Below are 25,032 nucleotides of genomic sequence, written 5' to 3' on the forward strand. Positions count from 1 at the left end.
TTAGCTTGAGAATTTGAAACACTCGGCATGACATGGTCTTTAAATGGAGAATTTTATATGAGAATTCACGTTTCAATAAAAACGGGCCCATTTCCGGTTGGTTGAGTAATTCCTACTTGACCAATCAGGTTTGTTGTACTATAGTTTTTTAATGTAAAAAAATTCTGGGGGTGCTTTTTGCTATTATGACATTCTTTGTGATTATTAATATTCTCGTCATGCTTTTTCTGATGGCGCTCCTTTATATGATGCAAAAAAAGCATGTTTCGTTTTCTAAGCGGGTATTTTCCGCTCTTGGACTCGGAATTGTTTATGGATTCGCTTTGCATTTTATATATGGTTCGTCTTCAGAAACGATTACACAAACGTCTGACTGGTTCAATATTGCGGGCGGCGGTTATGTCAAGTTTTTGCAGATGATCGTCATGCCGCTTGTTTTCATTTCGATTTTAGGGGCGTTTACAAAGCTTAAACTGACCAATAATATCGGAAAAATCAGCGGGCTGATCATCGGAATTTTGATTGCGACGACGGCTGTCGCTGCCGCTGTAGGTATTGCGTCCGCGCTTTCCTTCGACCTTCAGGCCGTCCATGTTGACCAAGGGGCGGCTGAAGCGACAAGAGGTGCCGAGCTTGAGCAGAAATCCCAAGCCATGGAGGCCAAAACACTGCCCCAGCAAATTGTTGAGCTCCTTCCGGGAAATCCGTTTTTAGATTTTACCGGAGCAAGACCGACATCAACAATCGCTGTTGTCATTTTTGCGGCCTTTCTCGGTATCGCATATCTTGGCGTGAAGAGAAAACAGCCTGAACAGGCCGAACTTTTCAAAAAAATCGTTGATGCGATATATGCGATTGTGATGCGTGTTGTGACGCTCATTTTAAGACTGACGCCTTACGGTGTCTTAGCGATTATGACAAAAACGATTGCGACAAGCGACCTCGACAGTATCGCTAAACTCGGCAAATTTGTGATTGCGTCATATGCGGCGCTGATTGTGATGTTCATTATTCATTTGCTGCTGATTACAATCAGCGGATTAAACCCGGTCACATACGTGAAAAAGGCATTTCCGGTGCTTGTCTTTGCCTTCACGTCTAGATCCAGTGCCGGTGCTTTGCCATTGAACATCAAAACGCAAAGAAGCCTGGGCATTCCAGAAGGAATCGCCAACTTTGCCGGTTCCTTCGGTTTATCGATCGGTCAAAACGGCTGCGCCGGTATTTATCCGGCCATGCTTGCGGTTATGATCGCGCCGACGATCGGTCAAAATCCGCTTGATCCGTCATTTCTTTTCACATTGATCGCCGTCGTTGCTGTCAGCTCGTTCGGTGTGGCCGGCGTCGGAGGCGGGGCGACATTTGCGGCGCTTCTCGTCCTATCGGCTTTAAATATGCCGGTTGCCCTTGCAGGACTGTTGATTTCAGTAGAACCGCTGATCGACATGGGCCGGACGGCTCTCAATGTCAGCGGCAGCATGACTTCCGGTCTTGTGACAAGCAAGGTGACAAAAGAGCTTGAAACCGATACGTACCATGACCGAACAAATATTATTGAAGCTGAAATGTAGCAAAAACCCGCACAGTTTATGGCGCTGTGCGGGTTTTTTTCATGAATACGTCTGATCTGTATTGTACATGGTCTGACCTGCCGGTTCGTCACTCATGACATTGACCGGAGCTGACGTCATATGGCCGTAAGCCTGCTGGTGATTCTGACTCTCTGTTTGGCCTGACTGGCTGTCGCTCTGCTGCGTCTGTGATTGTCCTCCCGGATTGAATGCTTGTTTGATCAAGTCAGCCGGATTCAACATCGCGTTCTTTTGATCGCTTCCACGCTGTTGTCCGCCCATCCAATTGGAAAACATGTTTGTGACTCTTTTGCGGATTTCAGGGGAGAATGCCGCGGTTAATGCAGCAGATCCCAAAACCAATACAGCGGGATGGATTCCTGCTCTTCGTCTGAACAAAGGATCAACCTCCTTTTTACGTTTACCATCCCCGGGATTCCCATGTTTTATACTTCATGCTTTGGACGTCTGAGTTTGCCGGTGTTTTTCAAAAAAGCTGAAAATCGCGGTGAGCACCTTGATTTTGTTTTCTTTTTTGGAAAAACCGTGTCCTTCATTTTCCATGACGATATATTCAATGTCCCTTCCCCAGGCTTTCAGCTGGTCGACGACCTGGTCTGACTCCTCTTTGACGACGCGCGGATCGTTTGCTCCTTGAACAATCAGCATCGGCCGCGTCATCGTTTGCAAATAAGTGATCGGGGAGTCGGCTTTCATCTTTTCATCATCATGTTCCGGATCGCCGACCCATTTTTCCATAAAAGGCTTCCAGAAATCAGGAACGGATTTGGCGAAGGAAAACAGGTTGCTGACTCCGCATATATCAACGACGGCGCGAAAATATTCAGGATGCCTTCCATGCAGTAAAAGAGCCATATAACCGCCATAGCTGCCGCCCATTAAATACAGTTTGTCAGGGTCGGCAAGGTTTTTTTCGATGAGCCAGTCGATGCCGTTCACCATATCGAGCCGCGGCCCGCCTCCCCAATCCTGTTCCACCATTTTGTAAAATGAATAGCCATAATTTGCAGACCCGCGGAAATTCGGCATAAATACTTGATATCCCATTTTCGCTGCGATCTGAAAAATATCATAGAACATGAATTGTTCCGCGTGCTGCGGTCCGCCGTGCGGCCAAATGATCGTCCAGCCGTTTGCTTCTCTTGCCGCCGGCTTAAACAGCATCGCCTCGATCGGCAAGCCGTCAAACGACGGATATGTGACGACTTCCGGATATGACAGCTCGTCTTCACTAAAACCCGGAACAATGTGCTTAGTCAATTGCCGCCAGTTTGCTTCGTTCCGGCTTTTCACATAAATGTTCGCCGGCCGGGTCGGGGTAGATCCCAACAAGTAGAGCGATCCCGATTTCACACAGCATACTTTGGCGATGGATGTGCATGGAGACGCGATCTCTCTTGCTTCTCCGGTCGCTGTCTCATATTCATACAGCACATCTTTCACACCTTTTTTTCCAATGAGGTAGAGATATTTCCCGTTCGGATCGGGGTGAATCGATGTCAGCTCCGTTTTGTCAATTGAAAGAACCGGGGTGAATGTATCGGACGAAATGGTGTATGACGCAAGATATGAAAATTCGGAATCGTAGTTGAGAGTGACGTACAGCTCGTCATCTGATGTGAAAAAGGATGAATAGACCATGTGGGGCTTCTCTTTGTCGGGAACAATCGTTGTGATATCTCCCTTTTCAGTCTGGACCATACAGACGCAATGGCTGTTGACATAGGAGACAAGGATGCTGACCGCCTTTTCACCGGGGCTGACATCGCTAAGCATGGATGGCCCGCCTTTTCCTTCAAAAACAAGCTCTTCCTTGCCTGTCAAAAGGTCGCATTTGTATGTATTTAAAAATGTAGGGTTATCTTTCGTTGACGTGTAGTACACTGCGTGGTTTGCCGGTATCGGTTCAAAATGGCGGTCCGTTTTGTTTCCGTTTAGCGGCACGGGCTCACCGCCTTTTGCCGATAGCTTGTAAAGCCCGCTTCGTTCGTCTCCATCATTGTCAAACCCAGCAACAATGACAGATGCGTCTTTGCTGTAGGCGATACCTTGTGTGTTCTGATTCAAAAATGAAAGCTGATATGGATATGCGTGGGGAAGATCCATCGCCCACAAGTTTGATTTTCCATTGATGTTTGTGTCAAAGATAAGCTGCGTCTCCTCTGGGTGAACGGCAAAGTCTGCAATTCGAAAAACATGAAATAATTCTTTGGCACCTTGCATTTTTCAAACACCTTCCTCAGTTTAGTATAGATCGATACTCTTTGATCATAACAAAATATGGGTATAAAAAATACGTCCTAGGACGAATAAATCAGATGGAAAAGATAAACCTAAACATAAATCAAAAAAGGAGGCAATTAAAATGTTCAACCTGAAAAAGGGCGCAATCATCGCTTTTCTTCTTCCGCTGTTGTTTGCTGCGGGATGCGGAATGGCGAACCAAGGCGAAAATGCCCGCCGCAATCAAGATAATGCGCTTCAAAATGTGACCAACAGAGATAATCTGAATGATGGAACAAACGTAAATGATGTCAATGATCGAAATAACCGGATGAATGTCACGGACAACCGCGATCTCAACCGGGACAATCGGAACAATAATAATGGAAATAACATGGAATCTGCCGATGATGTAGCAGATAAAGTAGCAAAACTGAAAGAAGTCAGCAGCGCCAATGTGATTGTGACAGACAACAACGCTTATGTGGCAGTTGTCTTGAAAGGCAATCCGAAAGGCGACGTCACCGGCGATTTGAAGGAGAAAATCTCCAAGAAAGTGAAAGAAACAGACAAAAGCATCGACAATGTATTTGTTTCAGCCAATCCGGATTTTGTTGACCGCATGAGAAATTATGGAGACAGGATCAACAACGGTGAACCGATTGAAGGCATTTTTGACGAGTTTGGCGAGACGATCAACAGAATTTTTCCTCAGCAAAGATAAAAACGAAAGGCCGCAACGTTAATGTGCGGCTTTTTTTGTCGGCTGTTTTCATCCCGGGTTACTTTTCATCCATCACGGCATAGTGTTATAAAGAGAACCTTTTTTGCGGATGGAGGGAGAAACGGTGACGGGAGAGTTGAAAGCAGCCTTTGTTTTCATCGCAGCGGGGGCTCTATCCGCTCTGTTATTCATCATGTTTATCATCTCAAATCAAGGCTTCCAGAAGGGAGCGCTTGTTTCTGAAGAGAAAGAAAAACTGAAAGCATCGTTGCAGATGACCGTCCATAGAAATGTCAGCATTTATCATTCAGAGGCGGAAAAATCGATTTTGCATCTTACAAAAGAGACGCTTGATGATGCAGAAGCCGTGAGCAGAACACTTTTTGGCAATCTCCGTTCAGACAAAGTGGACCTGATCTTTTTTTCAAGCAGAGAAGAAATGGAGTCATTTTCACAGTTAAAGGATATTACCGGGTTTTATTCAGAAAACTTGCGGATGATCGGGCTGCTCCCGGAGGAAAAAAAGCAGCTTTTGAATGGAAAGGGGTTCGCCGTCTTTCTTTATAAGCGGGTGCTGATTCACGAATATACCCATTTTACATTCCACGAAAAGCTTCGGGAACTGAACGCAAGCCCTAAACAATTTCCCCTCTGGTTCCACGAAGGGGTCGCAGAATGGGCCGCAGCCCATGATGAGGCTTATGCCCGGAACCTGGCGACAGTCGTTCCTTTTAGAAAATTAAAGTCGGATCGGCAGTGGCAACAAGCGCGCGATGATGATGAGACGGATATTTATTTGCAGAGCTTTTATATTATTGAAGAACTTGTGGCCCGAAAAGGGGAGGGAATCATTCTCAAAATCATGGAGAAAACAGCGGAGCGAAACAATTTTGAAAGCGGGTTTAAGGCTGCTGTGGATCAGGAGTTAAGCGAGTTCGAAAACGACTTTACACAAAAATACGGAAAAACGGCATTGAATCATTATATCAATGCCGTTTTTGTGATTAATGAATCGGTCTCTGCTGCGTTTGGCCGTTGTTTGGAGGCATCTGCATCTGACCTTGAGCAGGCGCGTAAGCCGAAAGCATTTTTTGCATATCCTGAGAAGCAAGTTGAGGCACCTGGTAATAGCCGTGTTTGTTTTGGTAAAGAAAGATTTCATAAGCCATCTCGATATAGTGAGGAATTTGGTCCGCAAGCACCCTTCTGCAGACAGGGTTCGTCACCTCGGGAGCTGCCATGGCAAGAGAGGAACAACATGTCTTCATTAAGCTGAGCATAAAGCTGCTGATGCAGGCGTCATCGATTTGTTGAGGAGACTGCTTCGGCGTTTTAGGCTGGGTGTTCTTCAAGCCGTAAACAAACTGGCGATCCTGCTTCATCATATAAGTCGCCGTTTCCTGGCTCGGTTTTTGCCCCGTCCGGAAGCACTCTACTGTCAGATTGTACTGCGACGTAATAAATTGATGCTGTCTATCTAAAATATCGAGCAGCTCGGGATCCTTCACTTGCTGTCTGAACATCATGTACTGCTCCAGAGTACCGATCATTCCTGACAGCACTTCGTGCATATCAAAAACCTCGTGGCCTCCGTGATTCATGTGCTGCATTCCTTCATTGCCCTGATTGATTTGCATTTGCTGCTGTTGGTTTGGTTGTTCCATTCTTTGGTATCCTCCTTAAACTTAGTTCAAACGTTATCTTTTGTTTTTGACAATGTTTTTATTCAAAAAAGCATATTCGACAAATTGGATTTAAAGGGATTTTATTCTAACCGTCGAATAGGATATGTCAGAAGAAAATATTATAGGGTCTTTTCCATAAGACATTGCTGGCGATTAAAAATCCGGGAACATGAGTCATTCAAAGGTTGATGTGGCGGTAATCAAATTCACTTGGCATAAAACTTAAGTTCTTGCCCGACTTCAGGCCGGTTTTGGAATCACTTGTATGAGTAAGACGCTGCTTGTTAAAGCAAATCACGGCACAGCCCGAAAAAACAATGTCGTATTGAAAGTCGAAAACGGCTGCCGGATGTATGGCGGAAAAAGCTGTAGCTCAAGGTCTTTAAAGAAAGGGACGGAACTTGGACCAAAAGGAAACAGCGTCCGGCTTTTTTAACGATTGTTTTGCTGGGAAACTTCATTCCAAAAAGGCTCTTTTATTGCCCCTGCGTGTTCTGTAAAGGATTCTCCCTCCGTAAATGATTTCAGCTGCCAAGGTTTTTATTATCACCATGAAAATGCAAAAAAAAAGATTTCCCTTTTTTATTTTGCACTTAGAAAAGGAGGATGTTTATGCTGGGCTCAAGCGAGACGGTTGGAAAAATGTCAGGCTTAAGTGATGATGAAGCTTTGTATCCAAAGGTGCAATTGGAAGCATATAAAAAAATCAACGAACTGAGTGATTTCTACAGAATGGATGATATTTACCTGTCACTAATCGACCAGTATGCATGTCCTTGTACGATTCTAAACGACAGGGGAGAAATTGTAGCATCTTCAAATCGCGCGCAAACATATTTAACATGTCCAAAAGGAAGCATCGACCAAGCGTTTCCCGCCAGTTTGGCACAGCAGATCAATGCGGCTTTGAAGCGGGTGAAAAAAGAAAAGAGGGAGACGGCACTCAAAAACGTTCCGATTTATTTAAGCGGAAAGCTTTCCTTTGTTCATCTGACATTAAAAAGTTACTTTCGTCAATACCACAAGCTGTACGTACTTTTAATCGAAAAAGCACACGAGGAGAGACGCGCAGGAGACAGCGGACAAACATCAGAATGCGATCAGCAGCTTCAGCGAACGATAAAAGAGCTTGAAGCGTCCAATGAGGCATTGATAGCCGCAAATCAGAACTTACAAAATAAAAACAGGAAATTAATGAAGGTCAACAAGGCGTATGAAAATAAAATCCGCGAGCTGAACACCATCAAAAAAGAGATGGACAATCTGCTGATCCATACAGATACGGCCGCGGTTTTTCTCGATCAGCACCTTCAATTGAAATTGTTCACTCCGAAAGCGGCTCATATGTTTGAGCTGGACAAGCGGGATATCGGGAGTTCCGCGAAAGTTTTGGGAAACCGGCTCAAATACGAAGCATATGCAGAAGGTGTGAAGGCGGCGCTTGAAGAAAACAGGACGATTCAAAAAGAATGGAACACATCTGCCGGCGAATGGTATGCTGTCAAAATCATACCTTATCGTAAGGCGGTAAACAGAGTGGAGGGGGTTGTCATTACATTTGCCAATATCACGGAGCTGAAAATGACGAACGAGGCTCTCCATATCAGCTCACAGGCGATCGACCAAAGTCCTGCGAACATATTAATGGCTTCTGTTGAGGGAACTGTGCAATATGCAAATAAACGGTTCTGTCAGCTGATCGGAAAAGAGCAGGCAGAAATCAGCGGCAAAAATGTGTTTAACCTGTATCATGAACATTTTGATTGCTCCGATCTGGCCGGCTTCTGGGAGCAGGTTTTAGAAAAAAATCCATGGTCAGGTGAACTGCACTGCCGTGATAATAACGGAAAAGACAGGTGGGAGCAAGTCTCGCTCGTTCCTGTTGAAGACCACGAGGGCGACGTTCAGCAAGTGATGGTGATTTCGGAGGATATCACAAATCAGAAGCAGTCTGAAAAAATGCTGATGAAATCGGAGATGCTTTCAGCCGTGGGACAGCTGGCAGCAGGGATAGCCCATGAAATCCGCAATCCGCTTACATCCCTGAAAGGGTTTCTCCAGCTGATGATCCAGAGCAAAAAATATCAAAAAGATTATGCGGAAGTCATGATGTCCGAATTTATCAGACTTGAATCGATCATCAACGAGTTTCTCGTCTTGGCGAAAACGAAATCTGCTACATATGATCCGGTGCAGGTCAATACGATCGTCGAAGATGTCTGCATGATTTTAGAGTCCCAGGCGGTCTTGAACAGCGTGCGGATCGAGAAGGAACTGAGCGGTGATCTTCCTGAGATTCTCGCGGTCACAAACGAACTGAAACAAGTATTTCTAAACATCTTAAAGAATGCGATCGAAGCAATGGAAGATGTCCAAGGTGTCATTTCCATCCGTTCCTACCGGGAGAAAGACAGCGTATTCATCATTTTTGAAGATCAGGGCAAGGGGATTTCCAAAGAAGTTCTCGAAAAGCTGGGAGAGCCATTTTACACGACGAAAGAAAAAGGAACGGGACTCGGTCTAATGGTCACCTTTAAAATCATTGAAAATCACGGAGGAAGCATCCGTTTTGAAAGTGAAGAAGGCAAAGGGACAAAAGTGAAATTGAAGCTTCCGATTAAAGAATGAGAACCTGAGGCCACCTCGATTCTCATTCTTTTTTGAAATTTTTACAAAAACTTGATGTCAGCTTTATAAATATTAGATACATTTGATGAAAAGCAAAATAAGGAGGCGAATTAATGGTTCATTTTCTGAAAGGCCGTTTGATATCCTGTGTTGTCATTGCGATTTTTCTGGTTTCGTCTTTTTTGGCACCATTTGCCGGCACAGCTCATGGGGCGGAGGCACCGATATCGGTTGAAGATGCCATCAAACATAATGAAGGGCATGCACGTGTTGAAGGCTATGTCGTCGGCCACACGGTCTCTAAAGGAAAATACAATTTCACAGGGAATTTTGCGAATGATTACAATTTGGCGATCGCCGACCGAAAAGAAGAAACATCGCCGGCCAATATACTCCCCGTGCAAATTCCCGCATCTTTCAGAAACCAATTCGGGCTGAAAACCAATCCAAATCTCCTTGGAAAAAAACTAACGATAGAAGGTGAACTTTCTTCATACTTTAACTCCCCGGGTTTAAAGTCCGTTCAATCCATTCAGCTTGCAGATGTTGACCAGCCTCCAACCCAGCCCGTTGTAAAAACGATAGCGGACGCCCGCAAGCGAATGAATGAAACCGTTACAATCAGCGGGGTCGTCACCGCTGATCAGGCTGCGATCGGCGGCGGAAAGCTGTCAACCTTCATCCAGGATGAAACAGCTGGAATCAATATTTTTTCTGCATCACAAAGCGATTTTCCCGAACTGAAAGAAGGGATGATCGTCTCGGTTACGGGGAAAATCACAGCCTATCGAGGCTTGACGGAGATCATTCCCGAACCGTCAGGCCTCGTGGTAACAGGTGAAGGAGCGGCGCTTCCCGAGCCTATTCAGCTGACGATTGAAGAATTGCAGAATGATGCAAAAGCAGATGAAAACGAAGGGCGCCTCGTCAAACTGAAAGGATATATAGAGTCAAAACCTGAAACGCCTGCCGGCGGCGGCTACAACATGACGATGATTGATGAACACTATCATCCGCTCACACTGCGGGTGATGGAAGAAACAAATGCGGTCAAACAACTCGAACAAGGGCAATGGTATGACATAACCGGCATTTTAAGCCGTTATGATACGCTGCAGCTCTTGCCGAGAAAACCGGAAGACATCAAAAGGCTTGACGATGCCGGCCATCCTCCTCCCGTCTCTGAAGGGGAATATGAAAGCGTTGTGGACCGCGTGATCGACGGTGATACCATCCATTTAAAAGAGCCGGTATTGGGGTCGACAAAGGTCCGCTATGTCAATATAGACACCCCTGAAACATATCATACGCCGAAAAACGACTTGGATGAAAATCAGCTGAGACACGGAACCGTGGCAAAAGAATATTTGAAGTCGCTTTTGTCACCGGGTGACAAAGTGACGATTAAAGTAGGCAAAGAAGCGAAAGACGACTACGGTCGGCTGCTTGCCCAAGTCATCACAGCCGACGGATTAAACACGAATTTAGAAATGGTCAAAAAAGGGCTGGCTTCGACCTATTTTATTTGGCCAATCGGCAATGAAAAAGATTACGAATTGTTTCAAAGCGCTGTCAAGCAGGCAAAAGCGGAGCACCTCGGCATATGGAACCTTGATGATCCCCTTTTAGAATTACCGTTTGAATTCCGTGCAAGAGAGCAGGGAAAAGGGCTGACGAGGTATGTCGGAGACTCCGCAGAGAAAACATTCGTCACACCTGACAAATGGCGCGACGTTCCTGTGGAGAGACGAATTTTCTTTGCTTCTTCAGAGGAAGCTGAAGCGGCCGGCTATCGGACAAAAGAGCAAAGCGGAAACCTTTCCCTGCGCCTGTTAAGCATGAATGATCTACACGGCAAAATCGACCAGCAGTATCAGCTCGATATCAATGGCGACGGCCTCCTTGACGGAACCTTTGGGCGAATGGATTATACGGCTGCTCTTCTTAAACAAAAAAAAGCGGAAAAGAAAAACACGCTGCTCGTTCATGCGGGAGATATGATCGGCGGAAGCTCTCCGGTGTCTTCCCTGCTTCAGGATGAGCCGACCGTTGAGATCATGGAGGAAATCGGCTTTGATATAGGGACTGTCGGAAATCATGAATTTGATGAAGGGACGAATGAGCTTTTGCGGATGTTAAACGGCGGTGAACATCCTGAGGGCAAAGGGACGAAAGGCTATGACGGCCAGGATTTTCCGCTTGTCTGTGCCAACTGTAAAATGAAAGGCAGCGGAGAGAATTTTTTGCCCCCGTATGAGATTGCTGAAGTGGAAGGGATTCCGGTCGCTTTTATCGGAGTTGTGACCAGATCTGCCGCCGATATGGTCATGCCGGATGGCATTAAGACGATTGAATTCACCGATGAGGTAAAGGCGGTCAATCAAACCGCTGCAGAACTGAAAGCGAAAGGTATCCGCTCAATCGCTGTGCTCGCCCATATGACAGCTGCCCAGAGCGGTACAACCATCACAGGAGAATCAGCGCAACTGGCCAAACAGGCAGATCCTGAGGTGGATATCATTTTCGCCGGTCACAACCATGAAGTCGTCAACGGCGAAGTCAATGATATTTTAATTGTGCAAGCATATGAATACGGAAAAGCGATCGGTGTCATCGATCTTGAAATCGATCGGAAGACAAAAGATATTGTCAAAAAGAAGGCCGATATCGAATATGTCAGCCAGGAAAGCTTGAGCCCCGATCCCGCCGTGGGTCAGATTTTAGAAAAATACGAACGAATGGTTGAGCCGATCATCAGTGAAAAAGTCGGTGTAGCGGCGCATGATATGGCCGGCGGATACTCGAATGACGGCGACACACCGCTCGGGAACTTAATCGCCGACGGGATGAGACGTGCGATGAACTCCGATTTCGCTTTGATGAATGGCGGCGGCATCCGCCAAGATTTAAAAAAAGGGCCGATTACATGGGGCGATTTATTCAATATCCAGCCGTTCGGAAATGTTCTCGTTCGGCTTGAAATCAAGGGCCGGGACTTGTATGACATCATCGATGCACAGATTTCACCGCAATACGGTCCGGACTACAGCATCAGCGGTTTTACATATACATGGGATCCTGCAACGAACAAAGCGGTCGACATTTTTCTTGAGGATGGCTCGCCAATTGAAAAAGACCGGACTTATACAGTGACGGTCAACGATTTTATGGCCTCTGCTTCCGGAAGCAAATATCTGCCGATTTCCAAGCTGGGAAAAAATCCGGTGACAGGGCCGGAAGATATCGAAGCCACCGTTGCATTTGTCAAAAGCTTTAAGGAGCCGATCGCCTATGAAGAAGAAGGGCGGATCAAAATGGTCGAAGACGCCTCACATCCCGGAGAAACGCCTGGAAATGGAGCGGACCCTGATAACGGAGAAACGCCGGGAAGCGGTGAGGATTCGGCCGGCGGCGGACAGCCTGCGGTTCCGGGAGATGGGGGAAGCGCTCGCGATCATGCTGATAAGCCGGATCGTGACGGATCAAAAACAGGCGGACCGTTTCGGCCAGCGCTTGAAAAAACGGGAGAGGAACATTTACTGCCGCAAACGGCAACAAGCCTTTACAACACATTGCTGTACGGTTTCCTGCTCATTTTGATTGGCATGATTCTTTATGGATGGAAAAGGAGATTGGCAAAACGATGAAAATCAAGTTTTTTTCGCTCTTTCTGATCGCTGCCGGCCTGATGATTGTCGGCTATGGCGGATGGAAGATATTTGATATGAACAGACAGACAGGTATTTCTCTATCAGAAGCAAAAGAAGCGGTTGCAGCGGGAAAGCCGAGGGATTCCGATGCAAGCTCTTCAGCGGAGACGGGGCCGGATTCCTTGCAAACCGCAACGGGCGAGGCAGTGGGCATTTTAAATATTCCCCGGCTGAAAGCCGAGCTGCCGATTGTCGAAGGAACGAGCCCGGATGATTTGGAAAAAGGAGTCGGCCATTATAAGGACAGCTACTATCCGAAGCAAAACGGGCAAATTGTCCTTTCGGGACACAGGGATACGGTTTTTCGGCGAACAGGCGAGCTCGAAATAGGCGATAGACTGAATATTGAGCTGCCGTACGGCAGCTTTGATTACCGGATTACAAACATGAAAATCGTTGACAAAGAAGATACATCGATTATCACCCTGCAGCACGAAAAAGAAGAATTGCTGCTGACGACATGCTACCCGTTTTCTTACATCGGGGATGCGCCCAAGCGCTATATTATTTATGCGAAGCCGCTTCAATGATAAGCGCTATTTCTATATGATTCCAAACAATCGTTTTGCTTCTTGTTTTAAGTCGTCAGGCAGAGGTGCAGCAATGGTTAATCGTTCATTTGTGACCGGATGGGTCACCTTGATTTCCTTGGCGTGAAGCGCCTGTCTGCTGAAAAGAGCCGGCGAACCGCCGTATATCGTATCACCTGCCAAAGGATGGCCGAGGCTTGAAAGGTGGACGCGGATTTGATGGGTTCTGCCCGTTTCAAGCTGGAGCTCGCACAATGTAAGATTGGCTGCATTGTGATATCCTTTGACGGTATAATGAGTGACCGCCGCCTGTCCGGTCGGGGAGACTCTTCTTCTGACCGGATGGTACCTGTCTCTGCCGATCGGGCTTGAAATGGTCCCTTGCCTCTTTTTAATCCTTCCCTCGGCAATGGCGAGATATGTTCTTACCAATTCTTTTCTTTGCAGCTGTTCGTCTAAACGGGCGTGGGCGAGACGGTGTTTTGCAAAAACGACAGCACCGCTTGTATCCTTGTCCAGGCGGTGAACGTGCCGGATTTTTCGTTCGTCACCGCTTGCTTGAAAATAAAACGCGACAAGATTGCTGAGCGTGCCGGTCTGTCCCTCTTCGTTCGGATGGGTTGCGATTCCGGGAGGCTTATTGACGATGAGCATGTGGTCATCCTCGAACAAAACGGAAAGCTCGCCGTATTCGGGGATGATGCCGCTTTCTTCCTGTTCATGAAGATCGATCATAATTCTGTCGCCGGTTTTCAGCCGGATGTTTTGAGACGTATCTTTCTGATTGACCTTTATTTTTTGCTGTGCGGCCCAATATTGCAAGACGGGCTTAGAAGCTTTTGTTTCCCGTTTTAAAAATGTAAATAAATGTTCATTGTCATCTTGCTTGGCGACGCGAAACGTCAAGCTGTTTTTTTGGTTCATTTTTACTGCTCCTTTCTATAAAAAGCGCTGAAGACATTAGGAAACACTTACCTTCACAGCCCCGTGTTTTTGTGTGCTATTCTGTTTGAAGAGACTTGAACAAGGGACTGATCAATGTGCGTATTGTAAAAGCTGCTACCGAAGAACAGGAAATCTTCATTGAGGAGCTTGCAAATGAGCTGTATCAAGTGTTTCCGATGTATTTCAGCGAACAAAAAATGAAAGACCTGAAAGAGCAGGGAACACTTGATTTTAAAGAATATGATTACAAAGGGACGCTGGATGATGCTTTTCAGATCATTACGAGCCTGCAGCTGATTCACACACTGCTCACGAAATCAAAAAGGCAATGGGTGCTCAAAGACCGTGATCTATTCGATAAAAACTGCAAAAAGCTGAATGACTGCGGTCTGTATTTTCCCCTCAGCTCATCCGACTTTAATATATTGAATACAGAAACTGACAAGCAGGGCATTCAAATCCTGATGTAAGAGCTCATCCTTTGGATAGCTCTTTTTTCATGAGATGACTATAAAGGAAAAAAGCGAAAAACACAATGTATGGTGTCAACTTCCTTTTTAGCATTTGGCTGATTGCACATACTATCTATCGAAAGGGGGCAAACTTTTGAGCACAATCAGCAATGCCATGTCAAGACAAGTAGCTACGATTTCATCCAATCAGTCGGTTCAGGAAGCAGCAGAGCTTATGAGCCGCCACAATGTTGGAGCGATCCCTGTCGTTGATCAAGGTGTATTAAAGGGAATGATCACAGACCGCGATATCACACTTAGAACGACGGCGGCAGGGCAAGATGGACAGACGCCGGTTTCAGCGGTCATGACATCAAACATTGTAACGGGAAATCCGAACATGAGCCTGCAGGAAGCGTCACAACTTATGGCTCAGAGCCAGATCCGCCGCCTGCCGGTTGTGGAAAACAATCATTTGGTCGGCATTGTCGCGCTTGGAGACCTGGCGGTAAACGAACTGTCAAACGAATCAGCCGGACAGGCGCTGACCAACATTTCCACTCCGACAAAAACACAATAATGATGGAAGAGCTTGCCTTATAGCAGCAGGCTCTTCTTCCTTTATACATACTAAAGTGAAGGCTTCGGGCTTTTCAAGGGCGTGCAGGAAGGATACAATGAGTGTGCAAACAGTCAAAAGGAGTTGGGGTAAAGCACGATGATTAAAGCAGTGATCTTTGATTTTGACGGTCTGATTTTAGATACAGAAACACATGATTATGAAGTGCTGCAAGAAATCTTTCAGGAGCACGGCTCTGACCTGCCCATGTCGGTTTGGGGCAAGGTGATCGGTACGGCTGCCGGATTTAAGCCATTTCATTATTTAGAGGAGCAGATCCAGAAAAAGCTTGACCATGAAGAACTGACAAAGATGAGACAAGAACGCTTTGTCAAAAGAATGGAAAATGAAAAAGCGCGGCCAGGCGTCGAAGCTTATTTGTCAGCGGCCAAAGAGCTCGGCTTAAAAGTCGGCCTTGCCTCAAGCTCAGATTATAAATGGGTATCACAGCATTTAAAACACCTCGGACTTTATGACGATTTCGAGTGCATCCGGACAGCCGATGATGTCGAGGAGGTCAAACCGAATCCGGAGCTTTATTTGCAGACTGCTGAATGTCTCGGCGTAAAGCCTGAAGAATGCATGGCTTTTGAAGATTCGGTCAATGGATCGACCGCGGCGAAACGAGCCGGAATGAAGTGTGTCATCGTTCCGAACCAAGTCACGAAAACCTTGTTGTTTGAACATTTCGACCATCGCCTTGAATCGATGGCGGAAATGGAGCTGGAACAGCTGATCGAGAAACTGTCTGAACAAGCATGAAGCAGTCAGAGGAGGAATTGAGGCGTGTCGGAAAAATTGGATCTTTCCCGTTTTGAAAAAAAGATTGTGATCCGAAATATTGAAGAAAAAGACATCGAGAGCATCATCGGACTTCAAGAGCTTTGTTTTCCGGGGATGATCCCATGGAAGCGCGAGCATTTGGAAAGCCATCTCGAGCATTTTCCCGAAGGGCAGTTTTGTGCGGAGCTTGAAGGTGAAGTCATCGGTTCCTGTTCCAGCCTTTTGGTCAATTTTGACGAATATGACGACAGACATACTTGGCAGGACATCACAGATGACGGCTATATCACCAATCACAACCCTGAAGGCTTGAACATGTACGGTATTGAAGTCATGGTTCATCCCGAATACAGAAGAATGAAAATCGGCCACCGCCTTTATGAAGCCCGGAAAGATTTGGCAAGGCGCCTGAATTTGAAAAGCATCATTATCGGCGGACGGATCCCGAATTATCATAAATATGCTGCGGAAATGACGCCGAGGGAATATGTCGAACAGGTCATCCACCATCAGATTTACGATCCGGTCCTTTCCTTTCAGCTCTTGAACGGATTTACGATGATGCGGATCAATCCAAACTATCTTCCGGATGACAAAGCATCGAGCAAATATGCGACATTGATGGAGTGGAACAATGTCGACTATCTCCCGCAAACAAAGCGCTATTACAAGTCGGCCTTTCCGGTTCGGATCTGTGTGATTCAATATGAAATGAAGCAGATTCATTCATTTGAAGAGTTTGCCAATCAAGTCGAGTACTATGCTGATGTCGCTTCAGACGCCGGAGCCGATTTTGCGGTCTATCCGGAAATCTTTACGACACAGCTGATGTCGTTTCTGGAAGAGCGTTCCCCGAGCCTTGCCGTGCAGCGGATTACCGAATATACGGAGGACTATATCAGCTTGTTCACAGATCTCGCCGTCAAATACAATGTGAACATTATCGGCGGTTCCCATTTTGTCGAAGAGGAAGGGAAAATCTACAATATCGCATATCTCTTCAGAAGAGACGGGACGATCGAAAAGCAGTATAAGCTCCATATCACACCGAATGAACGGAAATGGTGGGGGATCAGCAGGGGAGACGAAGTGCGCGTGTTTGACACGGACTGCGGAAAAATCGCGATTCAGATCTGCTATGATATTGAGTTCCCTGAGCTTGGCCGAATTGCGACGGAAAAAGGCGCCAAAATTATTTTTACGCCTTTCTGTACGGAAGACCGCCAAGGCTATTTGCGCGTCAGATACTGCGCTCAGGCGCGGGCGGTGGAAAACCAGGTATACACCGTTATTTCCGGAACGGTTGGAAACCTGCCGCAAACGGAGAACATGGATATTCAATATGCGCAATCGGCGATTTTCGCGCCTTCAGACTTTGAATTTGCAAGGGACGGAATCGTCGGAGAGTGCAACCCGAACATTGAAATGGTTGTCATCGGCGACGTCGATTTGGAGATTCTCAGAAGGCAGCGCCAGGACGGAACGGTCCGCCAGCTTAAAGACAGACGCCATGATATATACCGGATTCATTATAAAAAATAACAGCCGGCCGCTTTTGGCCGGTTTTTTTGGAGTTGACGAACTGGTTTATTTTTCATATATTGTAATTATCGAAAAGGAGGTGGGAAAGATGAATCAAACTGGCAAGCGCATGACGGACACACAACTTTATTTGTATATTTGTCGTGCGATTTTTTCCGAAGAATGCGGACTACGGGATCAGTCTGCCCTTTTTGACATTCAAATAGGAAAAAATGCCAGTGAGAGACATCTGCCCACAATCGGATTTTAAATCATTAGACTTGCGGCAGGGGAAGCTCTGCCGTCTTTTTTATGCTGCGGTGTCTCTTCACGGAATATGGAGGAAGAGATCAATGATCGTGTGCAGTATTCAGCATGTCACGCAAACCAGCGGAGGACATGCGATTTTCAATGGTATATCGTGCGAGATTAAACAAGGCGAACGGATCGGTCTGATCGGCCGAAACGGCTCAGGGAAAACAACTTTGTTAAAGCTTATGAGCGGCCGATTGCAGCCTGATGATGGCCTTGTGACCTGGAAAAAGGGAATAACGACAGGGCTGCTTGAGCAGCACCCTTCCATGGACGCCCATAAAACAGTGAGGGAGCTGCTTTATGCTGCGTTTGCTCCGTTATGGAAGATACAGCAGAAGCTTTCCCGGATGGAACGGGAGCTTGCGGATGAAAAAGATATGAAAAGACTTGAACGGCTTTTGGAGCGGTATGGAACATTGCAGGATGAATTTCAGCAAAAAGGCGGATATGAGATCAGCGCGCAAGTGGAACGCGTGGCGGCCGGTTTGAACATCAGCCGCCTTTATGAAACCGAATGGCGGAGCTTGAGCGGGGGCGAACGGACGAAGGTCGGCCTGGCCCGGCTTTTGCTGAGAGCGCCTGACTTGCTTTTACTGGATGAACCGACAAACCATTTGGATTTGACTGCGATCGAATGGCTCACCTCATTTTTAAAGCAGTACAAAGGAACGGCGGTCATCGTTTCCCATGACCGGTATGTTTTGGATGAGGCCGTTACATCGATTTTGGACATCGATGAAGGCGGGTTTCACGTATATCAAGGCGGCTACTCAAACTATGCGGTTGAACGGGAGGAGCGCCTCCTGAATGAATTCCGGCACTATCAGGATCAGCAGAAAAAAATCAAAAAAATGAAGGAAACGATTAAGCGGCTGAAAGACTGGGCAAATCGGTCCAATCCCCCAAACGATGGTCTCCATCGGCGCGCGAAAAGCATGGAAAAGGCCTTGGAACGGATCGAGGTAGTGAAAAAACCGGTGCTCGAGCGAAAAAAAATCGACCTGTCCTTCAATATGAATGACAGAAGCGGAAAAGACGTTGTCAAGCTGGACGGTGTCAGCAAAAGATTCGGGGACCGGCTTCTTTTACGGGACGTGAACATGCACGTCCGCTTTCAGGATCGGGTCGCCATTGTCGGGGAGAACGGCAGCGGAAAAACGACGCTCTTGAAGCTGATCAGCGGAATGGCTGCCCCTGACAGCGGTGAAGTGCAGCTTGGAAGCCGGTTGTCGGCTGCACATCTGAGCCAGCATGTCGCTGAAATGAATGAAGAGCTGACGGTTTTGGACGAATTCAGGGAAAAAGTCAGGCTGGCAGAAGGCGAAGCCCGCATGATGCTCGCCAAGTTTTTATTCTATGGAAACGCCGTTTTTCAAAAAGTGAAAGAGTTAAGCGGGGGAGAGCGGATGAGGCTTCGCCTCGCACAGCTCGTTCACCAGCATCACAACGTCCTGATTCTCGATGAGCCGACAAATCATCTGGACATCGAGTCAAAGGAAGTGCTCGAAGAAGCGCTAAGCCAATTTCAGGGAACCATTATTGCTGTTTCCCATGACAGGTATTTTCTCGACCGGATTTTCAATGTGACGTATTGGCTGGAAGACGGGCGTTTGACTCGATATGAAGGACACTATACGTTTGCAAGAGAAAAGAAAAAGCGGCTGTACGGCGATTAAATAGAAAAAAAGACAGAGTCAGCCGGCTCTGTCTTTTTGATGCCCATTGAAAATAAACGGAATTTTCTATATGATTGAAATTAATGCTGAATCGGTTTATACATAAAAAGAAGGTGCATCATGGAGTTTTTGCTTGTTTTATTGCCTGTATTCGGAATTTTTGCGATCGGGTTTACCGGTCAGAAACTGCTTCATTTTGACATCCAAAACTTATCTAAAATGTCGCTTTATTTAATGTCTCCTTTTTTGGCGTTTGATACCTTTTATGAAAACAAATTGACAATGGATTACGTCTATATGTCTGTCTTTTGTCTCGGTCTTTGTATCATTTTGATTCTTTTTGTTTATGTCATTTCATATTTTCATAGGTATTCCAATCAAGAGCGGTGCGCGCTTGTGCTGTCGTCGGCGTTCATGAACAACGGAAACTACGGGACTCCGGTCGTATTGCTTGTTTATGGGGCGGCAGGGCTCGATATCGCAGTTGTGCTGATGGTCCTTCAGCAGCTCGTCATGAGCACGATCGGCGTCTATTACGCGGCGAAAGGAAGTCCTGAAGCGGGCGGATTTAAAACGGTCATGGCCAGAGTCACCCGGATGCCCGTCGCATACGGTGCTTTGCTTGGCATGTGTTTTCAGCTGACTCATATTTCGATTCCCGAACAGTTAATGACGGCAATTAAATTAGTAGGCGACGCTGCGATACCGACAATCATGATTATTCTAGGCATGCAGCTTGCCGTCATCTCCTTTAAACAAATCGAATATCGGAAGGTCTCTTACTCGCTCCTGCTGAAACTGTTCGTGTCTCCGCTGATTGCATGGGGGTTTACCATGATTCTGCCTGTCGATGACCTTGTCAAAAAAATCATGATCCTGGCCGCGGCTATGCCGACAGCGGCCAATACGACGTTGATGGCCGTACAGTTTCAAACAAAGCCGGAAATTGTCTCAAGCTCAACCTTCATCAGTACGATGCTCAGCATCGCCACCCTGCCGATCGTACTGTGGATGCTGTCTTTGTGGGGCTGACCTAAAATGACCTGGGCGGCCTTTTTGCGTGGTGAGAAGAAAAGAAGGAACGGCATCTCTTCCGGAGAAATAGTTTAAGAAATGATGGGGAAACTTCACCACCGGCAGCACACAGGCGGTCAAAAAAAGCGGCGGCAAGGAACCGCCGCAGGCGAGCCGTCTTAACCATCGATTGACAGAGCAATGTTTCCGAACTGTTCGCCGTCGGCGAGCCGCTTAAAGGCAGCAGCCCCTTCTGATAATGGGAAAACCTGATCGATGACCGGTTTCAGCAAATGGTGTTCCATAAAACTGAGCATTTCCTTGAATTCTTCAAGGCTGCCCATCGATGTTCCGATGATGCTGATCTGCGGAAAGAACAGCGAACGCAGGGGAATGGTGATGCTGTCTCCCGAACTGGCTCCAAAACTGACGATACGTCCATTCGGCTTGATCACATCAAAATAGTGATCAAATGTTGCCGGACCGATGCTGTCAAGTATGAGGTCAACAAGGCTTCCATTCAGGCTTTCTTTCCAATCACTGCGGCTGTCAAAGGCTTGGTCTGCTCCGTACTTGAGCGCTTCTTCCCTTTTTTCCCCGCTCCGGGAGGTCACGGTGACATGTGCTCCCGCAGCTTTTGCCATCAAGAGCGCATATGTTGCGACACCGCTTCCGATGCCGGGAATTAAAACATGCTGGCCTTTTTTCAAGCCTCCTCTCGTAAACAGGGCTCTAGAGGCTGTCAGAGCGGCCAATGGCAAGACGCCTGCTTCCTCCCATGAAAGGTAAGCGGGCTTTTTCACAACGTGTTTGGCCGGAGCTATGACGTATTCCGCAAAGGTTCCGTCAGAAGGGCCCCCGAGAATGTCCGGCACATCTGGAACGGAATCCGTCGATTCCCAATCGATGCTCGGATTGATGATCACCTCTGTTCCGACGGAGAGATCGTGAACGCCCCCGCCGATTTCTTCTATCACACCCGCTCCGTCCGAACCCGGTATATACGGGGCATCGCTGATTGTTCTGGATTGAAACAGAAACAGATCCCGGCGGTTTAGCCCTGCCGCTTTCAGCTTGATTTTTACTTCACCGCTCCCCGGCGATTTTGCCGGTACGTCTTCGTATGTAAGACCTGCAAGTCCGGTCGTTCCGTCATGAATGATCGCTTTCATCAAGACTCCTCCTTTGATTATTTGAAATCAATTATATCTGTTTAGTCAGAAGGAATGTAAAAGATCTGTCTGGGAATGGTATACAGCCCGAAGAGGCCAAACTTTCTAAAGGGGATTGCAATGCGCAGGAAATTCCTTTAGTGTAAAACAGTAAAAAAGTGAAGGAGATGAAACATGAGTTTTCACGATCAGCAAATTTTACCGGCCGTCCGGAACATGAAACAATTTGATACTTTTTTGGACAGTCCTTTTTCATACGGCGTCCTTCTTGATATTCATCTGGGACAGCTTGGCGGCGTCATTAGCGCGGCGAGGTCCCGCGGAAAAAAGATGCTTGTCCATGTCGACTTAATCCAGGGAATCAAGCATGATGAATACGGAGCTGAATTCATCTGCCAGGAAATGAAGCCGGCGGGCATTCTGTCCACCCGGTCAAGCGTTATCGCCAAGGCGAAGCAAAAGAAAGTATATGCGATCCAGCGCATGTTTTTAATCGATACAAGCGCCATGAGCAAAAGCATTGAGCTTGTCAAAAAACACAGGCCTGACTATATAGAAGTGCTTCCGGGAATCTCGCCGGCATTAATTAAAGAAGTAAAGGAAAAAACCGGAATTCCGATATTCGCAGGCGGATTCATCCGTTCCGAAAACGATGTCAGACAGGCATTGGCAGCCGGAGCCGCCGCTGTCACCACCTCTAATACGGAACTGTGGAAAAAATATTGGGGCTGAAAAAATGAAAGTGTGAAATTTTATTGACAACGCTTACAAAATACGATACGATCTTACTAAGTTAATACATTGTGACGGAGACGCGGAGACCACAGCAATTCTTTACTATCACTATGTAAAGAAAGTTTGCTGTGTTTTTTTATGGTTTTTTAGGCACAGTGGATAAGGTGGACGATAACGTTCATCTGGAATACACGGACTTATCAATAGATTGTTTAGGAGGGATCATCATGACAGCATTTTGGGGGGAAGTTGTAGGAACGATGCTGCTCATCGTGTTTGGAGCAGGAGTATGTGCAGGAGTGAATTTGAAGAAATCGCTTTCACATCAATCGGGATGGATTGTGATCACATTTGGCTGGGGGCTTGGCGTAGCCATGGCCGTGTATGCCGTCGGGAATATCAGCGGTGCGCATTTAAACCCCGCTGTAACATTGGGGTTGGCGTTTGTCGGTGATTTCCCTTGGGAACAGGTACCTTCCTATATTTTAGGCCAGATGATCGGCGCGTTTTTAGGAGCTGTCCTCATTTATCTTCATTATTTGCCGCATTGGAAAGAAACAGAAGATCAGGGAGCGAAGCTCGGGGTGTTTTCAACAGGTCCGGCCATTCCCAATACATTTGCCAATCTGTTCAGTGAAACACTCGGGACATTTATTCTCGTACTCGGTATTTTAGCAATTGGTGCAAATAAATTCACAGATGGTCTAAATCCGCTTGTCGTCGGATTTCTGATCGTGGCCATCGGTCTCTCGCTTGGCGGAACGACCGGATATGCGATCAACCCGGCCCGCGATTTAGGCCCGAGAATTGCCCACTTTGTTCTGCCGATTGCAGGAAAAGGCGGCTCCAATTGGGGATATGCCTGGATTCCAGTTCTCGGACCGGTTCTCGGCGGCTCTTTTGCAGGCGTATTTTACAATGCTGTTTTTAAAGGACATCTGACAAACACCTTTTGGATTGTAAGCGTTGTACTCGCTGTGATATTGTTAGGTTTCTATATTCATATGAAAAAACAGGCTGTCGATAAATCAGTCACATTTTAAGAAAGCATCTGCTTGAACAGACACAATAAGGGGGATTTAAAATGGAAAAGTATATTTTATCTCTTGATCAAGGGACGACAAGCACAAGAGCGATTATCTTCAACAAAGACGGGGAAATCGTGCATGTTGCGCAAAAAGAATTCACTCAGTATTTCCCAAACCCGGGCTGGGTTGAGCACAATGCAAATGAAATCTGGGGCTCGGTTCTGGCGGTGATCGCGTCGGCTCTTTCCGAATCAGGAATTGAGGCAGGACAAATAGCGGGAATCGGTATCACGAACCAGAGGGAAACGACAGTCGTCTGGGATAAGCATACCGGCAAGCCGGTTTACAATGCGATTGTCTGGCAGTCGCGGCAAACGGCGGATATATGCCATGAATTAAAAGCTAAAGGCTATGAAAAGACGGTCAGAGAAAAAACAGGACTCTTGATCGATCCTTACTTTTCAGGAACAAAAGTAAAGTGGATTTTGGACAATGTCGAGGGGGCGAGGGAAAAAGCCAAAAACGGCGACCTCCTCTTCGGAACGATCGACACATGGCTGATCTGGAAAATGTCTGGCGGAAAAGCCCATGTGACGGATTATTCCAACGCTTCAAGAACATTGATGTTCAACATTTATGACTTGAAGTGGGATGAGGAGCTGCTCGACATTCTCGACGTTCCGAAATCCATGCTTCCGGAAGTCAAGCCATCTTCTCACGTGTACGCTGAAACGGTCGACTACCATTTCTTCGGACAGAGTATTCCGATTGCCGGAGCGGCCGGCGACCAGCAGGCGGCATTGTTCGGCCAAGCCTGCTTTGAAGAAGGAATGGTTAAAAACACGTATGGCACAGGCTGCTTCATGCTGATGAACACCGGGGAAAAAGCGATTAAATCAGAGCACGGCCTGTTGACGACGATCGCTTGGGGAATTGACGGAAAGGTCGAGTATGCTCTGGAAGGAAGCGTGTTTGTCGCCGGTTCGGCCATCCAGTGGCTGCGCGATGGGCTGAGAATGTTTAAAGATGCGAAGGAAAGTGAAAATTACGCTGTGAGGGTGGAATCCGCAGATGGTGTCTATGTGGTTCCAGCATTTGTCGGCTTAGGTACGCCATATTGGGACAGCGATGTCCGCGGCGCGGTATTCGGCCTGACCCGCGGAACGTCGAAAGAGCATTTTATCAGAGCAACGCTTGAGTCGCTTGCATATCAAACGAAAGATGTGCTTGATGCGATGACAGAGGATTCCGGAATTGAAGTGAAAACGCTGCGTGTGGACGGCGGAGCCGTGAAGAACAACTTCTTGATGTCGTTTCAGGGGGATCTTCTCGATGTTCCGGTTGAACGTCCGGAAATCAATGAAACGACCGCGCTTGGTTCAGCCTATTTAGCAGGCCTTGCAGTCGGCTTCTGGAACGACCGTTCAGAAATCAAAGACCAATGGCATCTGGATAAACGCTTTGAGCCGAAAATGGATGAAAAAGAACGCGAGAGCCTATACAGCGGATGGAAAAAGGCCGTTCAAGCAGCTATGGCTTTTAAATAATCAATCATTATGCTACAATGAACTTAAGTTAATAGAAACGGTTGGAGAAGAGGAGAGACCACAGGCACCAAAGCACAATATTTGCTTTGGATGTTTGTGGTCTCTTTTTCTGTTATTTGCCGTGACAACAAGG

At 46.8% G+C, this 25,032-nt stretch carries 20 protein-coding genes; 15 read left to right on the forward strand and 5 right to left on the reverse strand.

All coding sequences use genetic code 11. The annotated features are described in order from the left end of the window. Window positions 1-185: 185 nt before the first annotated feature. Window positions 186-1,571 (forward strand): L-cystine transporter, encoded by a 1,386-nt coding sequence (locus tag ACINLD_RS00320; protein ID WP_035427961.1) that lies wholly within the window; start codon window positions 186-188, stop codon window positions 1,569-1,571. Between the two features lie 39 nt (window positions 1,572-1,610). Here the strand turns inward: ACINLD_RS00320 and ACINLD_RS00325 are convergent, their stop codons facing one another. After that, on the reverse strand, window positions 1,611-1,970 hold the full coding sequence (locus tag ACINLD_RS00325) for a hypothetical protein (protein ID WP_026586158.1): 360 nt from the start codon (window positions 1,968-1,970) through the stop codon (window positions 1,611-1,613). 54 nt (window positions 1,971-2,024) lie between these two features. Continuing rightward, a complete protein-coding gene (locus ACINLD_RS00330; RefSeq protein WP_409445045.1) occupies window positions 2,025-3,815 on the reverse strand; it encodes a S9 family peptidase in 1,791 nt (596 codons plus the stop codon). 142 nt (window positions 3,816-3,957) lie between these two features. Here ACINLD_RS00330 and ACINLD_RS00335 point away from each other — a divergent pair, with 142 nt between their 5' ends. After that, complete coding sequence (locus ACINLD_RS00335) at window positions 3,958-4,539, forward strand: YhcN/YlaJ family sporulation lipoprotein (RefSeq protein ID WP_026586160.1); 582 nt, start codon at window positions 3,958-3,960, stop codon at window positions 4,537-4,539. A 1,004-nt stretch (window positions 4,540-5,543) separates the two neighbouring features. Here the strand turns inward: ACINLD_RS00335 and ACINLD_RS00340 are convergent. After that, window positions 5,544-6,203, reverse strand: a complete 660-nt coding sequence (locus ACINLD_RS00340; protein ID WP_077737144.1) for a spore coat protein — start codon at window positions 6,201-6,203, stop codon at window positions 5,544-5,546. Between the two features lie 633 nt (window positions 6,204-6,836). On the opposite strand from ACINLD_RS00340, the gene ACINLD_RS00345 reads away from it, so the two are divergent. The 3 genes from ACINLD_RS00345 (at window position 6,837) to ACINLD_RS00355 (ending at window position 13,092) form a co-directional block, all read left to right on the forward strand. Then, window positions 6,837-8,852, forward strand: a complete 2,016-nt coding sequence (locus ACINLD_RS00345) for a PAS domain-containing protein (RefSeq protein WP_026586161.1) — start codon at window positions 6,837-6,839, stop codon at window positions 8,850-8,852. Between the two features lie 113 nt (window positions 8,853-8,965). Then, window positions 8,966-12,499 carry a 5'-nucleotidase C-terminal domain-containing protein gene (locus tag ACINLD_RS00350; protein WP_409445042.1) on the forward strand — a complete coding sequence of 1,178 codons (3,534 nt, stop codon included), beginning with the start codon at window positions 8,966-8,968 and terminating at the stop codon, window positions 12,497-12,499. Then, window positions 12,496-13,092: a class D sortase gene (locus ACINLD_RS00355; RefSeq protein ID WP_077737142.1), complete on the forward strand. Its 597-nt coding sequence runs from the start codon at window positions 12,496-12,498 to the stop codon at window positions 13,090-13,092. The genes ACINLD_RS00350 and ACINLD_RS00355 overlap by 4 nt, the downstream gene beginning before the upstream one ends. Before the next feature lie 12 nt (window positions 13,093-13,104). On the opposite strand, the gene ACINLD_RS00360 is transcribed toward ACINLD_RS00355, so the two are convergent. Then, the gene (locus tag ACINLD_RS00360) at window positions 13,105-14,016 is read right to left on the reverse strand and encodes an RluA family pseudouridine synthase (RefSeq protein WP_077737141.1); all 912 of its coding nucleotides are present in this window, start codon (window positions 14,014-14,016) and stop codon (window positions 13,105-13,107) included. Between the two features lie 107 nt (window positions 14,017-14,123). On the opposite strand from ACINLD_RS00360, the gene ACINLD_RS00365 reads away from it, so the two are divergent. The 7 genes from ACINLD_RS00365 to ACINLD_RS00395 all read left to right on the forward strand — a co-directional run bounded on the left by ACINLD_RS00365 (window position 14,124) and on the right by ACINLD_RS00395 (window position 20,435). Then, on the forward strand, window positions 14,124-14,507 hold the full coding sequence (locus ACINLD_RS00365) for a DUF5365 family protein (protein WP_051290400.1): 384 nt from the start codon (window positions 14,124-14,126) through the stop codon (window positions 14,505-14,507). Between the two features lie 157 nt (window positions 14,508-14,664). Beyond that, window positions 14,665-15,069, forward strand: a complete 405-nt coding sequence (locus ACINLD_RS00370) for a CBS domain-containing protein (RefSeq protein WP_372709771.1) — start codon at window positions 14,665-14,667, stop codon at window positions 15,067-15,069. Between the two features lie 138 nt (window positions 15,070-15,207). Next, complete coding sequence (locus ACINLD_RS00375; protein WP_026586180.1) at window positions 15,208-15,870, forward strand: HAD family hydrolase; 663 nt, start codon at window positions 15,208-15,210, stop codon at window positions 15,868-15,870. Window positions 15,871-15,894: 24 nt separating this feature from the next. Continuing rightward, window positions 15,895-17,433: a bifunctional GNAT family N-acetyltransferase/carbon-nitrogen hydrolase family protein gene (locus ACINLD_RS00380; RefSeq protein WP_026586181.1), complete on the forward strand. Its 1,539-nt coding sequence runs from the start codon at window positions 15,895-15,897 to the stop codon at window positions 17,431-17,433. Between the two features lie 88 nt (window positions 17,434-17,521). Next, complete coding sequence (locus ACINLD_RS00385; protein ID WP_179115750.1) at window positions 17,522-17,683, forward strand: hypothetical protein; 162 nt, start codon at window positions 17,522-17,524, stop codon at window positions 17,681-17,683. An 82-nt stretch (window positions 17,684-17,765) separates the two neighbouring features. Beyond that, the gene (gene abc-f, locus ACINLD_RS00390; RefSeq protein ID WP_077737139.1) at window positions 17,766-19,403 is read left to right on the forward strand and encodes a ribosomal protection-like ABC-F family protein; all 1,638 of its coding nucleotides are present in this window, start codon (window positions 17,766-17,768) and stop codon (window positions 19,401-19,403) included. A gap of 120 nt (window positions 19,404-19,523) precedes the next feature. After that, complete coding sequence (locus ACINLD_RS00395; protein ID WP_026586183.1) at window positions 19,524-20,435, forward strand: AEC family transporter; 912 nt, start codon at window positions 19,524-19,526, stop codon at window positions 20,433-20,435. Between the two features lie 161 nt (window positions 20,436-20,596). Here ACINLD_RS00395 and ACINLD_RS00400 read toward each other — a convergent pair whose 3' ends face one another. Further along, on the reverse strand, window positions 20,597-21,589 hold the full coding sequence (locus ACINLD_RS00400) for a zinc-binding alcohol dehydrogenase family protein (protein WP_077737138.1): 993 nt from the start codon (window positions 21,587-21,589) through the stop codon (window positions 20,597-20,599). Window positions 21,590-21,763: 174 nt separating this feature from the next. Here ACINLD_RS00400 and ACINLD_RS00405 point away from each other — a divergent pair, with 174 nt between their 5' ends. The 3 genes from ACINLD_RS00405 (at window position 21,764) to glpK (ending at window position 24,899) form a co-directional block, all read left to right on the forward strand. Further along, on the forward strand, window positions 21,764-22,321 hold the full coding sequence (locus ACINLD_RS00405; protein WP_026586184.1) for a glycerol-3-phosphate responsive antiterminator: 558 nt from the start codon (window positions 21,764-21,766) through the stop codon (window positions 22,319-22,321). Between the two features lie 230 nt (window positions 22,322-22,551). Further along, a complete protein-coding gene (locus ACINLD_RS00410) occupies window positions 22,552-23,367 on the forward strand; it encodes an MIP/aquaporin family protein (protein WP_026586185.1) in 816 nt (271 codons plus the stop codon). 41 nt (window positions 23,368-23,408) lie between these two features. After that, complete coding sequence (glpK, locus tag ACINLD_RS00415; RefSeq protein ID WP_026586186.1) at window positions 23,409-24,899, forward strand: glycerol kinase GlpK; 1,491 nt, start codon at window positions 23,409-23,411, stop codon at window positions 24,897-24,899. Window positions 24,900-25,032: the final 133 nt, after the last annotated feature.

Source organism: Bacillus sp. z60-11 (genome assembly GCF_046464135.1).
Lineage (GTDB): Bacteria > Bacillota > Bacilli > Bacillales > Bacillaceae > Bacillus > Bacillus sonorensis_A.